The 7,396-nt window shown below is 70.8% G+C and carries 5 protein-coding genes; 2 read left to right on the forward strand and 3 right to left on the reverse strand.

Translation table 11 applies throughout. From position 1 onward, the window contains the following. Positions 1–37: 37 nt before the first annotated feature. The gene (locus tag ACFU8Q_RS36920; RefSeq protein WP_384463154.1) at positions 38–1,351 is read right to left on the reverse strand and encodes a hypothetical protein; all 1,314 of its coding nucleotides are present in this window, start codon (positions 1,349–1,351) and stop codon (positions 38–40) included. Between the two features lie 219 nt (positions 1,352–1,570). On the opposite strand from ACFU8Q_RS36920, the gene ACFU8Q_RS36925 reads away from it, so the two are divergent. Further along, positions 1,571–3,607, forward strand: coding sequence for a thioredoxin domain-containing protein (locus tag ACFU8Q_RS36925; RefSeq protein ID WP_384463157.1), 2,037 nt, complete (start codon positions 1,571–1,573; stop codon positions 3,605–3,607). 84 nt (positions 3,608–3,691) lie between these two features. Here ACFU8Q_RS36925 and ACFU8Q_RS36930 read toward each other — a convergent pair whose 3' ends face one another. Together ACFU8Q_RS36930 and ACFU8Q_RS36935 are read right to left on the reverse strand one after the other, a co-directional pair. After that, entirely contained in the window at positions 3,692–4,324 is a 633-nt protein-coding gene (locus ACFU8Q_RS36930) for a TetR/AcrR family transcriptional regulator (protein WP_384463160.1), read from the reverse strand. Between the two features lie 73 nt (positions 4,325–4,397). Further along, the gene (locus ACFU8Q_RS36935) at positions 4,398–5,096 is read right to left on the reverse strand and encodes a hemolysin III family protein (RefSeq protein ID WP_384463163.1); all 699 of its coding nucleotides are present in this window, start codon (positions 5,094–5,096) and stop codon (positions 4,398–4,400) included. Between the two features lie 200 nt (positions 5,097–5,296). On the opposite strand from ACFU8Q_RS36935, the gene ACFU8Q_RS36940 reads away from it, so the two are divergent. Continuing rightward, on the forward strand, positions 5,297–7,132 hold the full coding sequence (locus tag ACFU8Q_RS36940) for a phosphoenolpyruvate carboxykinase (GTP) (protein WP_384463166.1): 1,836 nt from the start codon (positions 5,297–5,299) through the stop codon (positions 7,130–7,132). Positions 7,133–7,396: the final 264 nt, after the last annotated feature.

Below are 7,396 nucleotides of genomic sequence, written 5' to 3' on the forward strand. Positions count from 1 at the left end.
GGGCGGGCTTGCGCCCGCCCCGTCCGAGTCGGCGCTGTTACTGCTGCCGGGCGGCGCGTCGGCGTGCCACCAGGACGGCGCCCGCGCCGAGGAGCACGGTCCCGGCAGCGGCGGCCATGAGGGGCAGGGCCGAACCGGAGCCGGTGTTCGCCAGGTCACCGCCGGTGGAGGAGGAGCCCGAGGTGCCCGTGGTGGAGCTGCCGGAGCCGGACGTCGAGCCGGAACCGCCGGTGGAGGGCGTCCCGGAGCCTTCGGGGGTGGGCGTCGAGCTGCTGCCGCCCGTGACGCCGTCACCGGAGCCGGAGCCGGAGCTGGAGCTGGGGGTGGGCGTCGAGCTGCTGCCGCCCGTGGCGCCGTCACCTTCGACGTCGAGCAGGATGGCCGCGGTGTCGTTCGACTTGACCGGGTCGAAGGGCCGGGGCTTCTTCACGAACGCCGCCGAGCCCTTGGCCCCCGGCACCGCCTTGTCGATCTTCAGCTTGAAGTCGTAGGTCTCCCCGCCGTTCTCGTAGATCCAATAGTTGCCGGTGCCGCACTCGTACGTCCCCGACCCCACACTGTGGCAGAACCCGTGGGCCTTTACGACCGACGTACCGGCGGGCATCTTGATGCGGACGTAGGCCGCCGAGACCTCGGGCTCCCCCGGCACCCAGCCGGGTCCGGCGTTGGTGAACTTCACCGCCAGCGGGACCGTGTCGCCGACCTTGCCCTTCAGCTGGGCGCCCGTCAGCTGGAAGTCGGCCGTGTTCTTGGCGGTCACCTTCGCACTCTTCATATCCCAGCCGCCGTGCTCGGCGGAGCCCGGGGCGGCAGGGGTGGCGTCGGGCCGCTCGACCAGCTTCACCGCGGGCGCGGTGCCTGGTTCCGAATAGTCCCCCTCTTCGCCCGTACCCATTTCGATTCTGCGGCTGCTGACCTGCACCCCCAGCTGGTCGTCCATGGCGGAGTCGCGCGCCTTCAGGGTCACCGTCTTTTCAGGCGCGTAGACGACACCGGGTTTCACCGTCTGGTCGAACTCGCAGTACATGCCCAAGGCGCTCGGCGTCTCGTCGGCGCCACCGGTCTGCTTGATCTTGCAGTTGGAGGGCACCTCGGTATAACTGAGGCCGTGCGAGAGGCCGAACGCCATCCAGACCTTGTCGAGTGCTGCGGTGCCCGTGTTGGTGAAGGAGACCGGCACGCTGAACTCGCTGCCGGGCTTCACGTCGATCGGGGCGATCTTGCCCAGCACCAGTCCTGGGTCCGAGTCTGCGGCGACGGAGGGCGCGGCACCCAGCACCATTAGGGCCACGGCGCCGACGGCACCGGCGGTCTGACGGAGGGCGCGGTGGCCGGGAGAAGTGAGACGCATGGAATCCTCTGCGTGAAGCGGCTGCTACGAACGGTTGAACTGCGAGGGAACGCGTGTTCCTCCAGGAGACTCACGTTGTCACCGGAGGGTTGTACGAGAGCGGCGATCGAACCCGGATCGCACCCCCAGGAACGGACATAGGCGGGAGCCGGCGCGTGCGCCGCAGTCCTCGACGCTGTGTCTGCTGCACCTGGCGGAGGGGTGGGCAAGGATGGACGTATGCAGAACCGACTGGCCCATGAGACGTCCCCCTACCTGCTCCAGCACGCCGACAACCCCGTCGATTGGTGGCCCTGGTCGGGCGGGGCCTTCGAGGAGGCGCGCCGGCGTGACGTGCCCGTGTTCCTGAGCGTGGGGTACAGCTCCTGCCACTGGTGCCACGTCCTCGCCCACGAGAGCTTCGAGGACGAGGAGACGGCGGCCTTCATGAACGAGCACTTCGTGTCCGTGAAGGTGGACCGCGAGGAGCGGCCCGACATCGACGCCGTCTACATGGAGGCCCTCCAGGCGGCGACCGGCCAGGGCGGTTGGCCGATGTCGGTCTTCATGACCCCGGCCGGTCAGCCGTTCTACTTCGGTACGTACTTCCCGCCCGAGCCGCGCCACGGGTCGCCGTCCTTCATGCAGGTTCTGGAGGGCGTACGGGCGGCCTGGGACGGGCGGCCCGACGAGGTGGCCGAGGTGGCGCAGAAGATCGTGCGGGATCTGGCCGGCCGGCAGCTGGACTACACGAAGGCCGGACTCCCCGGCGAAGCGGAACTCGCCCAGGCACTGCTCGGCCTCACCCGCGAGTACGACCCCGCGTCCGGCTGGTTCGCCGGCAACACCCGGTTCCCGCCGAGCATGGTCATCGAGTTCCTGCTCCGGCACTGGGCCCGGACGGAGTCCGAAGGAGCCCGCGACATGGCCGAGGGGCTGTGCGCGGCCATGGCGCGGTCGAGCCTGTTCGACCAGGTGGGCGGGGGCTTCCACCGGTACGTACTGCGCCGGCCCGACGGACCCCTGATCCCGCACTTCGAGAAGATGCTCTACGACAACGCGCTGCTCTGCCGGGTGTACGCCCACCTGTGGCGGACGACGGGCTCGGAACAGGCCCGCCGGGTCGCCCTGGAGACCGCCGACTTCATGGTGCGCGAGCTGCGTACGGCGGAGGGCGGCTTCGCCTCCGCGCTCGACGCCGACAGCGAGGACGGCACCGGCCGGCACGTCGAGGGCGCGTACTACGTGTGGACGCCCGAGCAGCTGCGCGAGGTCCTCGGCGAGCAGGACGCGGCGTTCGCCGCCGCGTATTTCGATGTGACGGAGGAGGGCACCTTCGAGGAGGGTGCCTCGGTCCTCCGGCTCGCGCGGGCCGGCACCGACGCGGACGACGACCGGGTCGCCGGCATCCGGGCCAGGCTGCTGGCCGCCCGCGAGCCGCGCCCGCGTCCCGGGCGGGACGACAAGGTGGTCGCCGCCTGGAACGGCCTGGCGATCGCCGCGCTCGCCGAGACGGGGGCGTACTTCGGCCGGCCCGACCTGATCGAGCGCGCCACCGAGGCGGCGGACCTGCTGGTGCGGGTCCACATGGGCGACGTCGCCCGGCTGGACCGGACCTCGAAGGACGGCCGGTCCGGCGGGCACGCCGGGGTCCTGGAGGACTACGGCGACGTCGCGGAGGGCTTCCTCGCCCTGGCCGCCGTCACCGGCGAGGGGGTCTGGCTGGAGTTCGCCGGCTTCCTGCTCGACATCGTGCTCCAGCACTTCACCGGTGAGGGCGGGCAGCTGTACGACACGGCGGACGACGCCGAGCAGCTGATCCGCCGCCCGCAGGACCCCACCGACAGCGCGACCCCGGCGGGCTGGACGGCGGCGGCCGGTGCGCTGCTCTCGTACGCCGCGCACACCGGCTCTCAGGCCCATCGCGCCGCCGCCGAGGGCGCGTTGGGGGTGGTGAAGGCGCTCGGGCCGCGGGTTCCCCGGTTCATCGGCTGGGGTCTGGCGGTCGCCGAGGCGCTCCTCGACGGGCCGCGCGAGGTCGCGGTCGCCGGGCCCGTCGGCGGTGAACTGCACCGTACGGCGCTGCTGGGGCGGGCGCCCGGCGCGGTGGTGGCGGCGGGGGAGACGGCGGGGACGGAGTTCCCGCTGCTGGCGGACCGGCCGATGGTGGGCGGGGCGCCGACGGCGTACGTGTGCCGGCACTTCGTCTGCGACGCTCCGACGACGGACCCGCGGGAGCTGGCGCGGACCCTCGGATCGGGCCCGTCGCAGGACTGAGGGCGCGGAGCTGTACCGGGGCTACGGTCACCGCCGCACGACGGCTGTGGCCGACGCCCCGGTGTTACGCAGCAGGCGTCCCGGTCACAGCGCCAGGCCGCCTTCGAGCCTGTCCAGCGCCTGGTGGATCAAGGCGATCAGGTCGCCCTCCTGACCGTGTTCGCCCCAGTACAGCGTCGCCTCGCGCAGCGCCCCCAGCACCGCCGCGACGAACACCCGGATCTCCAGATCGGCGGGGCTGCGCCCGCTGCGGTCCGCGAGTGCCTGGGCCAGTACCTTCGCCGTGTCCGACAGGGTCTCCGTCATCCGCGCCCGGACGGCGGGGACCTCCACCATCAGCCGGGTGCGTTGCCGCAGCTCCTCCTCGTCGCTCGCGAGGAACGCCGTCAGCGCCTCGGTCATGATGAACCGCATCGAATCCAGCGGAGGTTCGTCGGCCGGCCGGTTGCGCAGCCCGGCTTCCATGACCGGGTCGTACTCGTCGGTGAGGACGATGTCCTCCTTGGTCGCGAAGTACCGGAAGACGGTGCTCGGCGACACCTCGGCCGCCTCGGCTATCTGCTCGATCGTCGTCGCGTCGTACCCCTGCTCGGCGATCAGCCGGTACGTGGCCCGGCGGATCGCGATCCGCGTCCGGAGCTTCTTCCGCTCGCGCAGTCCCGGCCGGGGCTGCGCGCCGGGGGCGGAAACGGAAGGGGTACGGGAGGTTGCGGCCATGGTCGTCATTGTCGGCCATGGAAGGGTGCGGGGCCATGTCCGTACCCTCGTCCGTACCCTCCCGCGGAGGCGCTCAGTGGTGGTTGTACGCCACCAGCGAGATGCCGACGTAGTGCACGACGAAGGCCGCCAGGGTCAGCGAGTGGAAGACCTCGTGGAAGCCGAACCAGCGCGGTGACGGATTGGGGCGCTTGATGCCGTAGATGACACCGCCCGCGCTGTACAGCAGCCCGCCGACGACGACGAGCACCAGCACCGCGATCCCGCCGGTGCGCATGAAGTCCGGCAGGAAGAAGACCGCTGCCCAGCCCATCGCTATGTAGCACGGCGTGTAGAGCCAGCGCGGGGCGCCGACCCAGAAGACCCGGAAGGCGATGCCCGCGGCCGCCGCCCCCCAGACCGCCCACAGGAGCGGCGTCCCCGTCGACTCGGGGAGCAGGAGCAGGGTCAACGGGGTGTAGGTGCCCGCGATGATCAGGAAGATATTGGCGTGGTCGAGCCGGCGCAGCACCGCCTCGCCCCGCGGGCCCCAGGTGCCGCGGTGATAGAGCGCGCTCACACCGAACAGCAGGCACGCGGTCAGGACGTAGATTCCGCAGGCGATCCGGCCGCGGACGCTGTCCGTCAGCGCGATCAGCGCGATTCCCGCGACGATCACGGCGGGAAACATCCCGGCGTGCAGCCAGCCGCGCAGGCGCGGCTTCACCGGGACGGTGTCGGACTCGGCTGATTCCAGCCCGGTCGGCTCGGGCGCGGCGGCGGCAGCAGTCATCCCCGCATCGTACCTACGCAACCGTAGGTAACGGATGGGAGTGGTAATGCTCACGTGTGCGGCCCCCTGGACATATGGGCGTATCGGCCGGATGATCAAATGAGTGCGGTCGGCACCGGATGAGCGCCAGTGGGGTCGAAGCATCCGGGTCGCAGCCCCCACGGGGCCAACCAAACAGACACCCTCATCAAGGAGCGATCGTGGCGCGCGACATCGCGGCTCCCCTCACTGTCCCCACCAACCACCAGGAGCTCATCTCCTGGGTGAACGAGATCGCAGCCATCACCGAGCCGGACCGGGTGGTCTGGTGCGACGGGTCGGAGGCCGAGTACGAGCGCCTGTGCGGGGAGCTCGTGGCCAGGGGCACGTTCACGAAACTGGACGAGACCAAGCGCCCGAACTCGTACTACGCCGCGTCCGACCCGAGCGACGTCGCCCGTGTCGAGGACCGTACGTTCATCTGCTCCGAGAAGGAGGAGGACGCCGGTCCGACGAACCACTGGAAGGCCCCCGCCGAGATGCGGGCCATCTTCACCGGCGAGAAGGGTGTGTTCCGCGGCTCCATGCGTGGTCGCACCATGTACGTCGTGCCCTTCTGCATGGGCCCCGTCGGCTCCCCGCTCTCCGCGATCGGCGTAGAGATCACCGACTCCGCGTACGTCGCCGTCTCGATGCGCACCATGACCCGCATGGGGCAGGCCGTCCTCGACGAGCTCGGCTCCGACGGCTTCTTCGTCAAGGCCGTCCACACCCTGGGCGCGCCCCTGGAAGAGGGCCAGGAAGACGTTCCGTGGCCGTGCAACAGCACCAAGTACATCTCGCACTTCCCCGAGGACCGCGAGATCTGGTCGTACGGCTCCGGCTACGGCGGCAACGCCCTGCTCGGCAAGAAGTGCTACGCGCTGCGTATCGCCTCCGTCATGGCCCGTGACGAGGGCTGGCTCGCCGAGCACATGCTGATCCTCAAGCTCACGCCGCCGCAGGGCGAGGGCGAGGGCCCGAAGTACATCGCCGCCGCGTTCCCGAGCGCCTGCGGCAAGACCAACCTCGCGATGCTGGAGCCCACGGTCCCCGGCTGGACCGTCGAGACCATCGGCGACGACATCGCCTGGATGCGGTTCGGTGAGGACGGCCGCCTCTACGCGATCAACCCCGAGGCCGGATTCTTCGGCGTCGCGCCCGGCACCGGCGAGCACACCAACGCCAACGCCATGAAGACCATGTGGGGCAACTCCGTCTTCACCAACGTCGCGCTCACCGACGACGGCGACGTCTGGTGGGAGGGCATGACGGAGACCGCTCCGGCCCACCTCACCGACTGGAAGGGCAACGACTGGACGCCCGCGTCCGAGACGCCGGCCGCCCACCCGAACGCCCGCTTCACCGTCCCGGCCGGCCAGTGCCCGATCATCGCGCCCGAGTGGGAGGACCCGAAGGGCGTGCCGATCTCGGCCATCCTCTTCGGTGGCCGCCGGGCCTCGGCCGTACCGCTGGTCACCGAGTCCTTCAACTGGCAGCACGGTGTCTTCCTCGGTGCCAACGTCGCCTCCGAGAAGACCGCAGCCGCCGAGGGCAAGGTCGGCGAGCTGCGCCGCGACCCGTTCGCCATGCTGCCGTTCTGCGGCTACAACATGGGCGACTACATGGCCCACTGGATCAAGGTCGGCGCGGACAAGCAGGACCAGTCGAAGCTCCCGAAGATCTACTACGTGAACTGGTTCCGCAAGAACGACGCGGGCAAGTTCGTGTGGCCGGGCTTCGGCGAGAACAGCCGCGTCCTGAAGTGGATCGTCGAGCGCCTGGAGGGCAGGGCCGAGGGCGTCGAGACGCCGATCGGCGTCCTGCCCGCCAAGGACGCCCTGGACACCACGGGCCTGGACCTCTCCGACTCCGACCTGGACTTCCTGCTCACGGTCGACAAGGAGGTCTGGCGCGAGGAGGCGGCGCTGGTCCCCGAGCACCTCAACACCTTCGGTGACCACACGCCGAAGGAACTGTGGGACGAGTACCGCGCGCTGGTCCAGCGCCTGGGCTGAGGCCCCCGGGCGCACCCCGCGCGGGTGCGCCCCCGCCCGCCCCGCGGCCGGGTCTCTCGACATCCGCCCTGACCTGTGGGGTCAACGGCCCACCGCGGTACGGCCCCCGGAATCCCCTTACGGTTCCGGGGGCCGCTTTTTTCCCGCCCCTTTGCCCCGGGCGGCGGGCCAGGCGACGTACGAGGTCGGCTACGCCGACGACGCCCTGCACAGCGCGACGACGGCGCCGGCGACGGTACGGGTCCGCAACTGACGGCACCGTCC

The organism is Streptomyces sp. NPDC057543, assembly GCF_042801895.1.
Classification (GTDB): domain Bacteria; phylum Actinomycetota; class Actinomycetes; order Streptomycetales; family Streptomycetaceae; genus Streptomyces.